Here is a 15,354-nt window from a genome sequence, read left to right as displayed (position 1 = left end):
AAGACAGCCCACCCGCAAGGTGGGCTTTTTTATGGTGATCGTGTTACTGTGGAGCGCACTTCAGAGCAACTTGTTCACAGGATCCTATTCACATGCAAGCAACCAATTTCAAACTGCAAGATTATTTCAACCGCATAGGCTATGTCGGACAGCCTGACACCAATATCGAGACCTTGCGTGCACTCATGCGCTGTCAGCTATTCAGTGTGCCGTTTGAAAATCTGGATGTACAGGCTGGCAAGGTGGTTTCCATGGTGCCAGAGGAGATAGTCGAGAAAGTTATTTATCGGCAACGCGGGGGATATTGCTACGAAGTGAATGGGGTCTTTGCCATGGCATTACAGGCGCTGGGCTTTCGCTTTCAGCTGGTCGCGGCGCGACCAATGTTTTATCCGGTGCGCAGACCCAAAACGCATATGGCAATTGTGGTGCATCTCGAGCAACAAGCCTGGTTATGTGATTTGGGTTTTGGCAGCTATGGTATCCGCGCACCACTGGCCTTAAATAGGCTGGATACGGAAATCATGCAGGACCATGATTGCTTTATGTTGCGTACCCAGGGCGAGCGCGAGTTTTTAGTACAGGCACGCGTCGATGAGGGCTGGCAAAACCAGTTTGCGTTTGACCTGCATCCCTGGGAGTGGATTGATTTTTATCCGGCAAATTTTATGAACTCCACTCACCCTGAGGCGATTTTTGTGCAGAGATTGCTGGTTGTATTACATCAGCCGGCAGGCAGGATGATTTTATTCGGCGACACCTTGAAAACCATCACCGATGGCGTGGTGACAAAAAGGATCATACCGAAGAGTGAGCGTAGCGATACGCTTAAAACCCTCTTTGGGTTGTCGACATAAAAACCTTTGCCCCATGCATCCTGACCTGGCAGGACGTCGCAGAGGCTGGTTTGACTAGCGTGGAGCAGATTGCTCTTTGTTCACCAGTTTACGTATCAGCCGGTTGGCATTAATGGCTGCCAGCGTGGCGCCGAATTCGTAATCGTCAAAGCGTGACGCTTCAATATAAGGCAAGGCAACCAGCTTGCCGTTAATCAGGCAGATGCGGCATTGGTCTTGCCAGACCTCGTGTGCTTGTGGCTGTAGAGGGTGTTGGCGGGGTTGGGTGTTGTCCATACTTCTCTTAAAACAAGGTGGGTTTGTTTGATTATCTCCAACTGAAATATCTACTCAATAGCCTGTTCGGGCTAATCGACCTTGATGGCCGCTAAATTTAATCGGGTAGCCTGGCTTTATGCGGTGCTTTTTTCATGATCCAGTCCCACAGGCCGGGCGGGATCATGCGGAGCAGGCGTGCGACGATACCCATTTGCCAGGGGATGACACTAAAGCGGCGTTGTTGGGCAATCACGCGCATGGCTTTGCGGGCGAAGACATCGGCATCCATCAGAAATGGCATCGGGTAGGTGTTGATGTCGGTCATGGGCGTGCGGATGTAGCCGGGGGCGATGGTGGTGACGGTAATCGCATATTGCTGCATTTCGACGCGCAGGCTTTCGAGGTAGGTAATGGCCGCTGCTTTACTCGCGCTGTAAGCGCCGGCGCCAGGCAAGCCGCGAATCCCGGCCACACTGGCGATGCCAACTAGTTGCGCCATCTTGCCCTGCTCTGTTGCCTGTTTCATGGCCTCGATAAACGGTTGAAAAGTGTGCACCAGTCCCATGACGTTGGTATCAAACACGGCTTGAAAGGCGGGGATGTCGTCCTGGTATTCGGTGAGGGTGCCACGGCTGACGCCGGCATTGCCGATGACGATATGCGGGGTGCCATATTGCTGGATGGCGGCTTGCGCCATGGCTTGCATCTGGTCTGCCTGCCTTACATCGACGCTGTAAGTTGTACAGGCAACCTGATATTGGCTGCTCAGCTGACTGGCAAGCGCTTGCAGGGCGCCCGTATTGCGACCGCACAGACTTAGTTGCAATTGTTGCCGATAATGTTGGGCATAGGCCGTGGCCATGGCGGCGCCTAGGCCACTGGAGGCACCGGTAATCACAATATGCAGGCAGTCAGAATTGGTTTTCGCCATAAAATACATTGCAGTAAACAAATTTTAATCGGGTAGAATGCCATAAAACACTGGTCGGGGAAACGTAGATGAATTTGGAAAAAGTGATTTTTGGCTTTTTTATTATTCTAGCCATGACGCTTAACTTTGGATTTTTTGTTGGTGATCTTGATAACCCGCAACATCACTTGCATTACGAGTTGTATGTTGCCATTGTGGTGAATTTGATTGCCACCGTACTTAAATTTGGTGACCGGACGCAGATTGGCGCGATCCACCTCGCTACCAGCCTGGTCGCCGATTTACAGTTGATTGCCGCAGCAATTATCTGGACCGTTGCTGGCAGCAACGGCGCGGATACTGAGGTGATTGTCGGGGTGGTTTCTTTGTCTGGTGGTGCATTTCTCGCCAATATCACGTCGGTCATTTTGCTGATTTATGAAACCGTGACCCTGCGTCGCTAATCACGTAGTCAGCATGACGCTCAATCAAATTGTGTTCTGGATTTTGCGGCGCATGCGTGCGCCGCTGCTGATGTTGATTGTCAGCTATGCCATTGCGATGATCGGCTTTGTGTTGATCCCCGGGGTGAATGACCGCGGCCAAGCCTATCATCTGAATTTCTTCGATGCCTTTTATATTCTGAGTTATACCGCGACCACCATCGGTTTTGGTGAACTCCCCTACCCGTTTACCACGCCACAGCGTCTGTGGATGACTTTTTCGATTTATGTGACGGTGATCTCCTGGTTTTACGCCATCGGGGCGATTATCGGGTTGTTTCAGGAGGGCGCACTCAAGCAGGCGTTTAAAACTGCGATTTTCCAGCGCGATGTCAAAAACCTGATGGAGCCGTTTTACCTGATTTGTGGCTATGGGGAAACCGGCGGCGAGCTGGTCAGGGCGCTGGATAGAAACGAGTTGCGGGTGGTGGTGCTTGAACGCTCGCCAGAACGCGTGAATGAACTCGAGCTGACGAATTACCAGTTTCATATTCCGCACTTATGCGCAGATGCAAAGTTATCCGAGGTGTTGCTCTACGCCGGCATTAAAAATCCCATGTGCCGCGGGGTGGCGGCGCTGACCGATGATGACCATGCCAACCTGGCAATCTCGGTGGCGGTGAAGCTGATCAAGCCTGGATTGCCGGTGCTGGCGCGTGTACAGGATGATGTCATCGCCGCCAATATGGCCTCGTTTGGCACAGACCGCATTATTAATCCTTACCATATTTTTGGGGAACACTTGGCCATGCGGCTCAACGCATTGGGCACTTACCTGCTGCATGAGTGGTTGACGCGTGCACCGGGCGATGCGATTGAAACCCCGGCCGCCATTCCGCAAGGCCACTGGATTGCTTGTGGCTTTGGTCGCTTTGGCAAGTCCGTCGTCAAAAGCCTGCAAAATGAGGCCATGCATGTCACGATCATCGAGGCAGATCCGGCAGGCACGCAATGTGAGCAATGCATTATCGGCAGCGGTGTGGAGTCGCACATCTTGAAACAGGCCGGGATTGAGCAGGCGGTGGGTATTGTAGCGGGCACCGACAATGACATTAATAACTTGTCTATCGTCATGACGGCATTGGAACTCAACCCTAATCTGTTTGTGATCATCCGCAAGAACAAGCGCCATAACGAGCCGCTGTTTCAACATTTTGATGCCGACATCACCATGCAGCCCAGTGATGTGATTGCACACACCTGTTTGTCTTATATGGTTTCACCCATGTTGGCCGAGTTTCTTGCCACGGCGCGGCATCAGGGCAATGCCTGGGCCAATGCCGTGATTGCGCAACTGGTTTCCAAGCTCGGTGAGCAAGTGCCAGATACCTGGGATATTACGATTGCGGATGACATGGCCGTGGCGGTGTGTGGCCTCATGCAGCAAGGCTTGGGACCAGCGCTCAAGCATTTACTCATGAATCCTGCCGGTCAACAGCGGCATGAAATGCCGGTGGTGCCGTTAATGTTGCTGCGCGCGGGTGAAAAAATGTTATTACCGGACCTGGCGACGCCGCTGGAGATGGGCGATAAAATTTTATTCTGTGGTCTGGATCAGGCCAAATCGATCCAGCGCTATCTGCTGCACGACCTGAAAACCTTGCATTATCTGGTGACAGGCAATGAGATGCCTGAAACCTGGATTGGTCGCTGGCTGAAACAATAAAAAACCCTGCCTAAGCAGGGTTTTTTATTGTCATTGGTGCTTATTTTTTACCCGCTGCGCGGTCCTTGCGCACGTTCTGGATAATAAAGTCCGCGGTTTGCAAGGCGGCTTCATTGCCTCCGGCCATGGAGCTGCCGGTGATGTATTTGCCATCAATAATCAAGGCAGGCACGCCTGTGGCGCCGGAAGCACGGAACACCTGCATGGCTTTATTCATTTGCATGTTCAGCGCAAACGACTTAAAGGCTTTTTCAACTTTAATCTTGTCCAGGCCGCCTTGTTTGGTCACCCAGTCAATGGCCGCAGCTTCGTCCGCCGGGTTCAAGCTTTTTGTTTTATGAATGGCGTCAAACAATGGGGTATGCAGTTTATCCAGTACGCCCAGTTCTTGCATGGCAAAATAGGTTTTGGCCATGGGCGCCCAACTGGCATTGGGTAAGGCCGGCATGCGTTTGAAATACACATCCGCAGGTAACTTTTTCACCCAGGCTTCCAGCGGGTGTTCCATGTGATAGCAGTGCGGACAGCCATACCAGAACAGCTCCATGACTTCGATTTTGGCCGGTTGATCTGTCGTCATTTGTTGTGCGACCTGATCAAACTGCTCACCCATTTGCGGCTCAGCCAAGGCAGCAGTGGCGGTGAAGCCTGCCCAGAGCATCAAACTTAACAACATTTTTTTCATGATATTCGTTTCCTTATATGTGGAAAGTAATGGTTTAACGTGACAGCTGGCGATACGATGACAGCATTAATGCGATGCTGAAGATTCGATATTGACCTTGATCAGATTAGGCTGAAAGCCATTGGTTTCCAGGTCATGGCTGATTTTTGTAATTTTTGCCAGATCGTTGAGCGGTCCAATGCGTACACGGTGCATGGTGCCCTTGTTCGGAATTTCTGCCGTTTGTACAACGGCCTCAAAGCCTACCAGTGCCAGTCGGGTTTTGAGATTGTTGGCATCATCCTCTTTGGCAAACGCGCCCACCTGAATAAAGTAGCTTTCTTGTTTGATGGTCGGGTTCTTTTTCACTTGCTCTTCACTGATTTTGCTCTCGGTATCCGGCAAAATGGTGTAGAAGTCAAATTTGTTAGGGTCCTCAATCGAGGTGCTCCCAGGTTTGACTTCTTCTTCGGTGACGGTGCTTTTGATCGGCAGCTCTTGCGAGCCGCTGTCATTCTTGAAGGCGCTGGAGAACGGGCTGTGGTCACCTTTGATATAAATGATGAGCGCGACCGTCAAGGCGACGCCCAAAAACAGGCCGACCAGCAGGCCGTTAAAGAAGGTGCTGCCGCTGCTCTTGCTTTTTGCTTTGGCTTGTGAGGGTTTGTAGTCGCGACTCATAGATAATTTGAACCAATCAATTCGGGCACTTTTCAGGTGCTTACATTTTATCCGGGGCGCTTACCCCCAGCAAAGACAAGCCATTGCGAAGGACAACGCGGGTTGCGGTAATCAGCGACAGGCGTGCCAGTTTGACTTGTGCATCATCCACCAAAAATTTGGTGTCATTGTAATAACTATGCAGGGCACTGGCTAGCTCCTTGAGATAGTTGGCCACCATGTGCGGTGCCAGTGCCTGGCAGGCGCTGCTGACCACTTCAGGGTATTGTCCCAAGGCTTGCATCAGGGTTGTTTCTCCTGCGCTGTTGAGTGGTGACAGGTCGGTGGTGGTGAGGCTGTCAACATCGCCGCCCCATTGATTGAGTACGCTGCAAATGCGCGCATGCGCGTACTGGATATAGTAAACCGGGTTGTCATTGGTTTGCGCACGTGCCAGATCGATGTCGAACACCAATTGCGAATCCGGGCTACGTGCCGCCAAAAAGTAACGCGTGGCATCACAGCCAACTTCTTCAATCAGGTCGCGCAAAGTCACATAGCTCCCTGCACGTTTGGAGAGCTTGACCTCTTCACCGCCGCGCATCACCGTGACCATTTGGTGCAGCACGTATTCGGGCCAGCCTTGCGGAATGCCAACATTGAGGGCTTGTAGCCCGGCGCGCACGCGGGTAATGGTGCTGTGGTGGTCTGCGCCCTGCTCGTTGATCACACGTTTGAAACCGCGCTGCCACTTTTCACGATGGTAAGCGACATCCGGCACAAAATAGGTGTAGCCACCTTCTTTTTTGCGCATGACGCGGTCTTTGTCATCACCAAAATCCGTTGTGCGCAGCCATAAGGCGTCGTCTTGTTCATAGGTGTGACCACTGGCGATCAGCGATTGCACGGTGTTGTCTACCTTGCCTTCGGTGTATAGCGCGCTTTCGAGTGAGAACACATCAAATTTGATCTGGAATGCCTGCAAGTCGAGATCTTGCTCATGGCGCAAATAAGCCACCGCAAATTTTCGGATAGATTCCGTATCATTGACATCACCGCTTGCAGTCACCTGCATGTCGTCAGCAGTCACCGTCGCTTTGGCTAAAAAGGCCTCTGCAATTTCGAAGATATAGTCCCCACGGTAACCATCTTCAGGGAAGCTTGCATCGTCTGGCGTTATCCCTTGCGCGCGCGCCAGCACCGATTTGGTCAGGTTATCGATTTGTGCGCCTGCATCATTGTAATAAAACTCACGCGTCACCTCCCAGCCATTGGCGGCCAGTAATCGGCATAAACAGTCGCCGACCGCAGCACCGCGGCCATGGCCCACATGTAACGGGCCAGTGGGGTTGGCAGAGACAAACTCCACCTGGACTTTTTCGCCTTGCCCCGCCGGGTTGCGACCAAACTGGTCGGTTTGTTTCAAAATATCGTGCACGATGGCCTGTTTGCTATCTGCCGACAAAAAGAAATTGATAAAGCCTGCACCCGCAATCTCCACCTTGCTGATCACCTGGTTGGCGGGCAAGCCGTCGATAATCTGCTGGGCAATCATGCGCGGATTTTGCTTGAGCGGTTTAGCCAGTTGCATGGCGATATTGGTCGCGAAATCCCCATGCTCGGCAGATTTTGGCCGCTCAAGGATGATATGGAGACTGGAGGTGTCTGCCACCAGCGGCGTCACCGCTTGCAGAATCAGTTCTGTGATCGTTTGTTTCAAGGTTAAAATGATGCGTTATCGTCAAACCGCCATTTTAACCTAATTAAGCCTTTTCACCCATGTGTTCAACATCCGCCGCTCCTCAGGTCACCACGTCCGCCAGCATTGTGCGCGTCGTGCTTGATGTGCCGCTGGACCGTGAGTTTGATTATCTGAATCCTGGCCTGGTGATCAAAGTGGGTAACCGCGTGGTGGTGCCATTTGCTGGACGACAACTGGTGGGGATCGTGATGGCTCTGGTCAATGAGACCGATATCCCCTTGCACAAGCTCAAAGCGGTATTGCAAGTGTTTGACGACGTGCCGCTGGATGCTGCCAGCTTCAAATTGTTGCGCTTTTGTGCAGACTATTATCACTATCCGTTTGGGCAAACCGTATTATCCAGCCTGCCATTGCGCTTGCGGCAAATCAAGCCGGCGGTGTCGCGCAAAATGTGGCTCTATCATCTGGCACAACCGGTGCCTGATGCGTTGATCGGCAAGCGGCAACAAGTCTTAGCGAGGTTGCTGGCCTTGCTAAAGCAGCACGCCGAATGCAGTGAGGCCATGCTCGCTGCGGTTTCTGCCACTTGGCGCAAAGCGTTACAGCCCTTGCTGGATGGCGGCTATGTAAACAGGCGAGAAGTCATCGCGACGCGGCCCTCCATGCCTGCCTCCGCGCAGGTTCCCGAACTCAATGACGAGCAGGCCGCGGCCGTTGAGGCGATTCTGGGCCGCCTGCATGGATTTCAGCCCTGGCTACTGTTTGGGATCACGGGTTCGGGTAAAACCGAGGTGTATATTCGCTTGCTGGAAAAAGTGTTGGCTGATCCACAGTCGCAAGTGCTGATTATGGTGCCCGAAATCAACCTGACACCGCAGCTGGAAAGCCGTTTTCGTAGCCGGCTCAGTGAGTACGCATTGGTTACCTTGCATAGCCATTTGAGTGAGAGTGAGCGCTTGCAAAACTGGCAAGCGGCACAGTCTGGCGCCGCACGCATTGTGATCGGGACGCGCTTGAGTGTGTTTACGCCCATGCCTCACCTCAAGCTGATGATTCTGGACGAAGAGCATGACAGCTCTTACAAGCAACAAGATGGCATGCGTTATCATGCGCGCGATGTTGCGCTGGTACGTGCGAAGCAGCATGGTGTGCCCGTGGTGCTTGGCAGTGCTACGCCTTCGCTGGAAAGCTGGTACAACGCAACGGGCGATCAGGAGCACGCGGGCGGCAGAAAGCCGATTTATCGCTTGCTCACATTAAACAAGCGGGCGGTGTCACAAGCCACATTGCCGCGTATTTTTTGTATAGATACTGCGCATCCGCCGCCAGAAGCCGGGTTGACGCCCTTGTTAAAGCAGGCGATAGAGCAGCGTTTGCAGCGTGGCGAACAAAGCTTGTTGTTTATTAATCGCCGTGGCTATGCCCCGGTGCTGCATTGTTCGGCCTGCCAGTGGCTGGCCGATTGCCGCCGGTGTTCTGCCAAAGCGGTGCTGCACCTGCGGCAGCGCGTGCTACGCTGTCACCACTGTGGCGATGAGCAGCCTATTCCGCTGCAATGCCCAAGTTGCGGCAATCCGGATTTGCGCCCGGTTGGTCAGGCGACGCAACGCATCGAGGAAACGCTGCAGCAGGTGTTTCCGCAGGCGCGCGTCGCGCGCGTGGACAGAGATACCATTCAGGCCAAAGATGCTTTAACCACCTTGCTTTCCGAGGTGCATGCCGGTGAAATCGATATTTTGGTGGGCACCCAAATGCTGGCCAAAGGCCATGATTTTGCTAATCTGACCTTAGTGGGTGTGCTCGATACCGACAGTGCATTGTATAGCCCGGATTACCGCGCCAGCGAGCGCTTGTTTGCCCAATTAATGCAGGTGGCCGGTCGTGCAGGTCGTGGTGAAAAACCGGGTGAGGTGTTAATACAAACGGCCTTCCCGCAGCACCCTTTATTTGCCGCCTTGCGCGAGCAGAATTACGCCGAGTTTGCACAGGCTTTGTTGCAAGAGCGAATGGCGATGCAGTTCCCGCCTGCTACCTATATTGCCGTGATGAAAGCAGAAGCCACTGAGTATGCCCTGGTAAACCAGTTTCTGACGGAGTTTAGTTTGGCCGCCAGAGCCTATGTCGATCAGCATGCTGCAACTTTGCCTGACCAGCCGCTAATTTATGACCCGGTAAGACCTGGGCTTGCACGCCTGAACCGTATGGAGCGTGGCTATGTGATGATGCAATCTGCACATCGCAACGCCTTGCAGCAGCTACTGCAAGTGGCCGTCGCCTGGGTAAGAGCACATCCATTACAGGCGAAAATTCGCTGGGTATTGGATGTCGATGCCCTGGAATACTAGCAAATTTGCAAAAGTGGTCTTCAATGACAGGGTGTTTTGTAAAAAAGGGTTAGTGTTTGATTGTTTTTTAAGGTAAATTTAAGGGTTGCGATATTATTTGTAGCATATTGATTTTAATAAAAGTTTTTGGGAGTCATCTTGAAAAAACACACGACAGGTATGCGCCTGATTCCTTGGCTGGTCATGGGATATTGCTCGCAGGTTTTGGCAGGGGGCGTTTCGTTCCCGGAGCCCTTGCAGCCCAATATCCCTAGACCGATTATTCCAGAGCCACGGCCCATTATTCAGGTACCACAAGAAACGCCACAGCCAGAAAAAAAACAAAAGAAATCCAGTCTGAAGATTGTGGTAAAGGCGTTCAAATTTTCTGGCAACAAACAGTTTTCAGATGAGGTGCTTGCAGCACAAGTCGCCTCGCTGACTGGCCATGAAGTGGGTATGCGCGAGCTGAATGAAGCGGTGGGTACCATTCGGAACTATTACCGCCAACGTGGCTACTTGCTGACACAAGTCTATTTGCCTACGCAAGATTTGCAAAAAACTACTGAAGCAGAAGCTGTGGTTGAGTTGGCGATTCTGGAAGGTACTTTGGGCGAGGTGAAAGCCGAAACTGGTGAAGGGCTGGATCAGTCGTATTTCCAGTCTGTTTCCGAGTACGGCTTGAACAAGGGGGATGTGCTTAATGAGCGCAACCTTGTGCGCAATATCATGGTGATGAACGGCTTGCCGGGCATTCAGGTCACCTCTCAGCTCAACCCCGGTGAGGCTGTGGGCAGTTCAGATGTGGCTGTGTCTGTTGAACCCAGAGCGCGTTACAGTGGGTATGTTGCGGCAAACACTTACGGCAACCGTTACACCGGTCGAGAAACATTAGGTTTTGGCGGTGCCGTCAACAACCTGAACGGTCGTGGAGATCAATTGGCGGTGGTGGGTAAAGTTTCCAGAGATGAAGGTCAGCGCTCATTGAGTGGATTGTATCTGACCCCTGTTGGCAGTGCAGGTAATATTTTAAATCTGGCTTACAGCTATGTAGATTATGAGCTTGGTCGCGATTTCAAACAGTTTGATGCGTCGGGCGATGCACATTATTTTTATGCGTCTTTAGAACATCCCTGGTTACGTGAAACCAAAAAAAGCATTTCATTCAAAGTGGGTAGCAACTACAAAATTCTGGATGACGATGTGAAGGCATTTTCTATTAACAACCGCCGTAACATTAGCAGCCTTGAGCTCGGCGTGTTAGGTGATTGGATCAATGAGACCGGTGACGTTGCTTATCAATGGAGTTTGGTGCTCACGCAAGGGAATGTTTCATTCAAGGATGCCTCAGCAAAGGATACGGATAGGTCTCAACTTGATACCCAGGGCAGTTTTACCAAATGGAACTGGACTTCCAGCCGTACGCAGGTATTCGACAATGGCGTTAACTGGATTGTGCGGGCAGATTACCAAGGCACAAATAGTAACCTTGATATCGCAGAGCGCTTTGGTATTGGGGCCATTAACCGCTGGCGTCAATTCTCTGATATCCCCAGCCAGGCAGATCAAGGCTGGATGGCAGGAACTGATTTACGCCGTACTTTTGCGACCACGGGCGCTGACGTGACTCCCTACATCCAAGCTGTGACGCCGTTTGTTTTTTACGATGCTGGTCGTGGCAAGTTAAATCATGACCCGATTGGCAGCACTAACTATGTCCGCTCCCAACATGTGGGTATCGGTACTGATATCCAGATTCCAGGGCAGTGGGTATTAACGACCACCTACTCCCAGCAAAAGCGTGATCTGGATGGTTCGTCAAGTAATACTGAGTACCAGCTCTGGGGTCAGTTGAGAAAAAATTTCTAGTAGTAAACCAACAGGCCTCGGCCTGGCAAAAATAAAATAAGTAGCTCGGATGAGTAGGCATTAGTCATACTGGGCTACATACAAAAAAAAATTCCTGAACCAAAATTACATTCATATCAGGAATATGAGAGAAGTAATGGTAACCCACTGGTCATGAGATCGGTGGCGTTTATTATTAACAAGGAGAAGTGTCATGAAAGCAGCATCCTTAAACCATATCTACCGTCTTGTGTGGAGTCGGCTTCAGCAAGCTTGGGTTGCCGTTGCAGAAACCGCGCGCGCGCAAGGTAAGTCCAGTGTCAGTGGAAAAGTGCCTGAACCGGCTTCTGGCTATGTAGGCAAGCGACATATTGGTGCTATCACCTCTTCTGCCAAACGTGGCATGCTTGTCGCAAGTGCATTTGCTGCGGTCATCGCTCCATTGACTTCTTTTGCTGATACCAATGTGGTTGCTGGGGTGGTTGCGGGTGATCTGGCAGTCAAAGATTTGAGCAGTACGCATACTCAGTATACCCATACAGCCAATGTCAATATTGTTGATTTTTACAAGTTTGGTGTAGAAAAAGGCCATCAACTAGATGTTGTGATGCCAGATGCTGGCCGTGCGCTCTACCGTGTAATCGGAGATAGCCGTTCCGAAATCATGGGCACACTTAATTCCAATGGAAGCCTGTTCCTGATTAACCAAAACGGGATTTTATTTGGTCACGGTGCAGAAGTGAATGTCGGTAATATCGTTGCCTCCAGTTTGGACATTTCTAATGATGACTTTATTAAAGGCAAATACAATTTTGCCGTGGGCAGTATCGTTGGTAACGTGGAAAACTATGGTGTCATCAAAGCAAAAAATGAAGGCTACATTGTTCTCTTAGGCAAAACCGTCGATAACAGTGGTACCTTGGTCGCAAGCAACGGTAGTGTGGTATTGGGCTCTGCCCAACAAGCGACATTGGACTTTTTTGGCAATGGGCTGGTTAAAACCAAATTGTCTGGTGGTGCACTCGAGGCCACCATTAAGAACAGTGGTTCCATTTATGCCGATGGCGGCTTTGTGCAAATGGCAACCAATGCCCGTGCCTCAGCCATCAATATCTCCGGGATTGTGGAAGCCAATCAACTGGTCGAACGTAATGGCGTCATCCGTCTGGAGGGTGGCGATAATGCCAAGGTTGAAGTGTCTGGTCGCCTGATTGCGAAAGGTCTGAACACTACTGGCGGCACCATTGAGGTCACAGGTGAGCAAGTGGCTTTGATGAACGGCGCTGTGCTTGATGCTTCTGGCGATAAAGGCGGTGGCAAAGTATTGGTCGGTGGTGATTATCAAGGTAAAAATGACGCGGTTTACAACGCTAGAACCACTTATGTAGCCAGCGGTGCAACGATCAAAGCGGATGCCATTCAAGAAGGCAATGGCGGCAAAGTGGTGGTCTGGGCAGATGATTTAACCCGTTACTATGGGAATATTTCTGCACAAGGTGGTGCGTCAAAAGGTAACGGTGGGTTTGTTGAGGTCTCTGGCAAGCAGCACTTGGCCATGCTCGGTGATGTCAATGTCGGCGCAGCCAATGGCATAGGCGGTAGTATATTGTTTGATCCAGAGAATATTACTTTGGATAATACGGCGCCTACACCGTTGACGGATCAAGCAACAGGGACGCCTGATGTGGCCTTTGCCGATAATTCTGGTGCAAATACCGTAATCAATATATCGAATGTCCAAGGGTTTACCGAATTATTTTTACAAGCTAACAATGACATTACAGTCAAAAGTCCGGTTTCCATGACCTTGCCTAATGGCAGTATCCGAATGGAAGCAAATAACAATATCAATGTAAATGCAAATATTCAATCAGGGTTAATTGGCTCGATTAGTTTGACAGCAGATAAAGATGGTCAAAATGGCGGCGATATTAATATCAACGCAAATATCACAAGTGGGAGTGGAGGGGTATTCCTTTCCGCCGCGAACATAACGCAGACCACAGGGAATATCAACACGACAGGCAATATATTCAATGGTATTGCTGGGGGTGTAAAAATGGAGGCTACAGGGGATATAAACCTTGGCAATGCCAATATTAATGCTGCTGGTGTAGCAGTTGGTCCTGGTACTGGTGCCAATGGTGGCAATGTAGAGATTAAGGCCAACAGTCTGACCATGACGGGTAATATCAATACGAGTGGGTCAGTTTCTAATCAGACATTAGGCAGTGGTGGACAAGGTGGAGTGGTTACTATCAATACAGTAAATAATATTACTGTTGGCAGTATTACTACCAGTGCTGGAGATGCTGGCTCAACATCGGCGAGTTCAACGCTATCTGGAGATGTAACCTTGGCTAGCTCAGCAGGCAACATAACTACGGGCAATGTTAACGCCAATGGTGGAATTAATAATCTCGGTGCTAAAGTCACCATGAATGCAGCAGGAGAAATTAAAACGGGTGATATCAATACCAGTGCTGGTGTGGGGCGAAGTGATACTGATGGTAAGAGCGCGGGGGGTATAAATATTACCGCGGGCACTAACCTCACAGTTGGAAAGATCACTGCATCTGGTGCAGACGGTAATGGTACGAATAAGTCTGGTGGCGTTGCGGGTGCCGTTAATTTGGTAGCAACCACTGGCGATGTCACTTTTGGTGGTATCACCAATAATGCGGGTGCTAAAACTGGTACTGGTGTGAATGGAAACTCTGCAAATATTTTTGTCAGTGCTGGTAAAGATATTATTCAAAAAGGGAACATTGTTACTACAAGCAATTCCGCTGATGCAGTAACTATGGTCGCTGCTGTAGGATACAAAAATACAAATAACTTTGACATTTCAACTGGTTCTAATGGGCGTTGGTTGATTTACTCCCAATCACCGGATGTTGGTCAACGTGGCTCAAAAATTCTGAATGGATACGACTTTAAACAATACGGTACCAGCTATGATGCCGTAAAAAGTGGCTCGCAGCAGATAAATGCCGCAGCCAAAGGCAATGGGTTGATTTATTCTGAAACAATTGTAATTGATCCAAAAGTAAGTGGGACTGCAACCAAGGTTTATGACACGACTACGGATGCAAGCATCGCTGGTCTGGACTTGGTGAAAGAAGGGCGTGATAACGATGTGATTAATTACAGTAAATTGGTTTCGGCGACTTATGACAACAAAAATGTAGGTGATAACAAAGTTGTAACCACGAATCCTGTCTCTATTGTAAGTGTCACTAACACAGGGTTTCGGAATGGTGCGAGTGTCGTGCGGCAAGTATATGGTTATACATTAACTAATAATCAGACTTCAGTAGCTGCGACTGGTGCTGTAGGCAAAATTACGCCTGCTACAGTCTCCACGGTGGCAGGTATCACAGCCAATGACAAAGTTTTTGATGGAAATACACTTGCCTCTTTAAATACGGGTGCTGCAATATTTAATGGACGATTGGGTAATGATCAGCTGACAGTGGCGACAGCTGACGGACAGTTTATTGATAGTGCCGTAGGTGCTGGTAAAACTGTTAATATCAGTGGCATCACTTTAGGTGGTGTAGATGCAGGTAACTATACACTGGTTAATAATACCGCAACGACTACAGCTAGTATTTTGGCTGTTCCAACGCCCCCTACAACCCCTACGACTACAACGTTGAATATCTCACCACGTGACAACGCTGGTTTAGGTGGCCTGGTCGGAACTAACCCTGCTTTGAATACGATGACCATCGTGTCTCTGAACCCTGCTGCGGGTGATGACGACGATCCGGATGCAGTGGCTTGTCCCGTGAATGAAGATCACCTGGGTAGTACGCCTATCCTGAGTTCTGGCGTTAAATTGCCGGATGGTGTGAACTCGAATTGTATTTAATGTGTTGAGTGTTAATAAAGCCGGGCAATTGTCCGGCTTTATTTTTATGCTGAATAATGTTTTGTATTCATGCTAACACCAAGTA

Annotated in this window: 11 protein-coding genes; 6 read left to right on the top strand and 5 right to left on the bottom strand. The window is 50.3% G+C overall.

Translation table 11 applies throughout. The features are described 5' to 3' along the window. Positions 1-92 precede the first annotated feature (92 nt). Positions 93-857: an arylamine N-acetyltransferase family protein gene (locus tag ACT53G_RS10560; RefSeq protein ID WP_476169383.1), complete on the top strand. Its 765-nt coding sequence runs from the start codon at positions 93-95 to the stop codon at positions 855-857. Positions 858-911: 54 nt separating this feature from the next. Here ACT53G_RS10560 and ACT53G_RS10555 read toward each other — a convergent pair whose 3' ends face one another. Beyond that, on the bottom strand, positions 912-1,133 hold the full coding sequence (locus ACT53G_RS10555) for a hypothetical protein (RefSeq protein ID WP_313984704.1): 222 nt from the start codon (positions 1,131-1,133) through the stop codon (positions 912-914). A 97-nt stretch (positions 1,134-1,230) separates the two neighbouring features. Beyond that, a complete protein-coding gene (locus ACT53G_RS10550) occupies positions 1,231-2,055 on the bottom strand; it encodes an SDR family oxidoreductase (RefSeq protein WP_476169474.1) in 825 nt (274 codons plus the stop codon). A gap of 59 nt (positions 2,056-2,114) precedes the next feature. Between ACT53G_RS10550 and ACT53G_RS10545 the strand changes: the two genes are divergently transcribed. Together ACT53G_RS10545 and ACT53G_RS10540 are read left to right on the top strand one after the other, a co-directional pair. Further along, on the top strand, positions 2,115-2,489 hold the full coding sequence (locus tag ACT53G_RS10545) for a DUF6394 family protein (protein ID WP_476144773.1): 375 nt from the start codon (positions 2,115-2,117) through the stop codon (positions 2,487-2,489). A gap of 13 nt (positions 2,490-2,502) precedes the next feature. Then, a complete protein-coding gene (locus ACT53G_RS10540) occupies positions 2,503-4,194 on the top strand; it encodes a potassium channel family protein (protein WP_275357520.1) in 1,692 nt (563 codons plus the stop codon). Between the two features lie 40 nt (positions 4,195-4,234). Here ACT53G_RS10540 and ACT53G_RS10535 read toward each other — a convergent pair whose 3' ends face one another. The 3 genes from ACT53G_RS10535 to argS all read right to left on the bottom strand — a co-directional run bounded on the left by ACT53G_RS10535 (position 4,235) and on the right by argS (position 7,238). Further along, on the bottom strand, positions 4,235-4,879 hold the full coding sequence (locus tag ACT53G_RS10535; protein WP_476144771.1) for a thiol:disulfide interchange protein DsbA/DsbL: 645 nt from the start codon (positions 4,877-4,879) through the stop codon (positions 4,235-4,237). Between the two features lie 66 nt (positions 4,880-4,945). Continuing rightward, entirely contained in the window at positions 4,946-5,539 is a 594-nt protein-coding gene (locus ACT53G_RS10530; protein ID WP_275357522.1) for an SPOR domain-containing protein, read from the bottom strand. Between the two features lie 40 nt (positions 5,540-5,579). Next, a complete protein-coding gene (gene argS / locus ACT53G_RS10525; RefSeq protein ID WP_476169382.1) occupies positions 5,580-7,238 on the bottom strand; it encodes an arginine--tRNA ligase in 1,659 nt (552 codons plus the stop codon). A 59-nt stretch (positions 7,239-7,297) separates the two neighbouring features. Here argS and ACT53G_RS10520 point away from each other — a divergent pair, with 59 nt between their 5' ends. The 3 genes from ACT53G_RS10520 (at position 7,298) to ACT53G_RS10510 (ending at position 15,269) form a co-directional block, all read left to right on the top strand. After that, entirely contained in the window at positions 7,298-9,565 is a 2,268-nt protein-coding gene (locus ACT53G_RS10520) for a primosomal protein N' (RefSeq protein ID WP_476169381.1), read from the top strand. 138 nt (positions 9,566-9,703) lie between these two features. Then, positions 9,704-11,413: a ShlB/FhaC/HecB family hemolysin secretion/activation protein gene (locus ACT53G_RS10515; RefSeq protein WP_476169380.1), complete on the top strand. Its 1,710-nt coding sequence runs from the start codon at positions 9,704-9,706 to the stop codon at positions 11,411-11,413. Between the two features lie 193 nt (positions 11,414-11,606). Continuing rightward, positions 11,607-15,269, top strand: a complete 3,663-nt coding sequence (locus tag ACT53G_RS10510; protein ID WP_476169379.1) for a two-partner secretion domain-containing protein — start codon at positions 11,607-11,609, stop codon at positions 15,267-15,269. Positions 15,270-15,354: the final 85 nt, after the last annotated feature.

The organism is Methylophilus sp. DMC18 (assembly GCF_056314005.1).
The sequence above is the reverse complement of the archived record's forward strand: the minus strand, read 5'-3'. Positions and strand labels throughout refer to the sequence as shown.

Bases quoted from the DNA above. Each gene is read 5' to 3' on its own strand.
- ACT53G_RS10560 (WP_476169383.1), top strand. From the start codon at position 93: ATGCAAGCAACCAATTTCAAACTGCAAGATTATTTCAACCGCATAGGC.
- ACT53G_RS10555 (WP_313984704.1), bottom strand. From the start codon at position 1,133: ATGGACAACACCCAACCCCGCCAACACCCTCTACAGCCACAAGCACAC.
- ACT53G_RS10550 (WP_476169474.1), bottom strand. From the start codon at position 2,055: ATGTATTTTATGGCGAAAACCAATTCTGACTGCCTGCATATTGTGATT.
- ACT53G_RS10545 (WP_476144773.1), top strand. From the start codon at position 2,115: ATGAATTTGGAAAAAGTGATTTTTGGCTTTTTTATTATTCTAGCCATG.
- ACT53G_RS10540 (WP_275357520.1), top strand. From the start codon at position 2,503: ATGACGCTCAATCAAATTGTGTTCTGGATTTTGCGGCGCATGCGTGCG.
- ACT53G_RS10535 (WP_476144771.1), bottom strand. From the start codon at position 4,879: ATGAAAAAAATGTTGTTAAGTTTGATGCTCTGGGCAGGCTTCACCGCC.
- ACT53G_RS10530 (WP_275357522.1), bottom strand. From the start codon at position 5,539: ATGAGTCGCGACTACAAACCCTCACAAGCCAAAGCAAAAAGCAAGAGC.
- ACT53G_RS10520 (WP_476169381.1), top strand. From the start codon at position 7,298: ATGTGTTCAACATCCGCCGCTCCTCAGGTCACCACGTCCGCCAGCATT.
- ACT53G_RS10510 (WP_476169379.1), top strand. From the start codon at position 11,607: ATGAAAGCAGCATCCTTAAACCATATCTACCGTCTTGTGTGGAGTCGG.